Here is a 682-nt window from a genome sequence, read left to right on the forward strand (position 1 = left end):
GTGTGATTCATGACTGGGGTGAAGTCGTAACAAGGTAGCCGTAGGGGAACCTGCGGCTGGATCACCTCCTTAATCGACGACACAGCCGCCCATAAGCACCCACACGAATTGCTTGATTCCTTGTAAAAGACGATAGAAGCAGCTTCAAGCGGTCAGCTTTAAGTTACAAGCTCGAAATTGGGTCTGTAGCTCAGTTGGTTAGAGCGCACCCCTGATAAGGGTGAGGTCGGCAGTTCGAATCTGCCCAGACCCACCAATTTTGTGTGGGAATGCCTGTAGAGATACGGGGCCATAGCTCAGCTGGGAGAGCGCCTGCCTTGCACGCAGGAGGTCAGCGGTTCGATCCCGCTTGGCTCCACCATTCCTGTTCTGCTTCTGCTGTTTAAAGCTTAGAAATGAGCATTCCACCGACACGGTGCCTGAATGTTGATTTCTGGTCTTTGACCGGATCGTTCTTTAAAAATTTGGGTATGTGATAGAAAGTTAGACTGAATAGCACTTTCACTGGTGTTTATTCAGGCTAAGGTAAAATTCGATGTTGTCTTCACAACCATGATCCCGAGATTGCTTGGGGTTATATGGTCAAGTGAATAAGCGCATACGGTGGATGCCTTGGCAGTCAGAGGCGATGAAAGACGTGGTAGCCTGCGATAAGCTTCGGGGAGTCGGCAAACAGACTTTG

General features: G+C 49.7%; 2 tRNA genes and 2 rRNA genes. All 4 read left to right on the top strand.

Annotation, left to right across the window (positions count from 1 at the left end):
• A 16S ribosomal RNA gene (locus tag HBH25_RS22965) occupies positions 1-72 on the top strand; the annotation flags it as partial.
• A 107-nt stretch (positions 73-179) separates the two neighbouring features.
• Positions 180-256 (top strand) — tRNA-Ile (locus HBH25_RS22970).
• Positions 257-285: 29 nt separating this feature from the next.
• Positions 286-361 (top strand) — tRNA-Ala (locus HBH25_RS22975).
• A gap of 219 nt (positions 362-580) precedes the next feature.
• Positions 581-682 (top strand): 23S ribosomal RNA (locus tag HBH25_RS22980); the annotation flags it as partial.

Source organism: Pseudomonas quercus, from assembly GCF_012033695.1.
Taxonomy (GTDB): Bacteria; Pseudomonadota; Gammaproteobacteria; order Pseudomonadales; family Pseudomonadaceae; genus Aquipseudomonas; species Aquipseudomonas quercus.